General features: G+C 68.3%; 1 pseudogene. It reads left to right on the top strand.

Annotated features, from left to right (window positions below):
- Positions 1–442 (top strand): annotated as a pseudogene (locus tag HW466_RS31465) (hybrid sensor histidine kinase/response regulator); the annotation flags it as partial.

Below are 442 nucleotides of genomic sequence, written 5' to 3'. Positions count from 1 at the left end.
TGCCGCCGCTCACCGCGCGCAACCGGCGGCGCTGGTGGATCGCCTTGCTCAGCGCCGGGCCCGGCTGGATCGTGCCGGGCGCGCTGAAGATGCTGGGCGGCGCCTTCCTCGCCTTCATCGCGATCCAGCACGAGATCGACGCCACCCAGGCCGCGCAGCCCACCCAGATGTACCTGCTCGCCTACCACCTGCTGCTCGACCCGCTGGGGCTCGCGTCCTGGGCGGTGCCCGTGGCCGTGCTGTTCGTGATCGTCTCCCAGTTGAAGATCAACGTGACCAATGCCTACGCGGGGTCGCTCGCCTGGTCGAACTTCTTCGCGCGGCTCACGCACAGCCATCCGGGGCGCGTGGTGTGGCTGGTGTTCAACGTGCTGATCGCGCTGCTGCTGGTGGAGATGGGCGTGTTCGAGGCGATCGGCAAGGTGCTGTCGATGTACGCCAA

Origin of the sequence: Burkholderia territorii (assembly GCF_902833055.1) — a bacterium.
Lineage (GTDB): Bacteria > Pseudomonadota > Gammaproteobacteria > Burkholderiales > Burkholderiaceae > Burkholderia > Burkholderia territorii.
The sequence above is the reverse complement of the archived record's forward strand: the minus strand, read 5'-3'. Positions and strand labels throughout refer to the sequence as shown.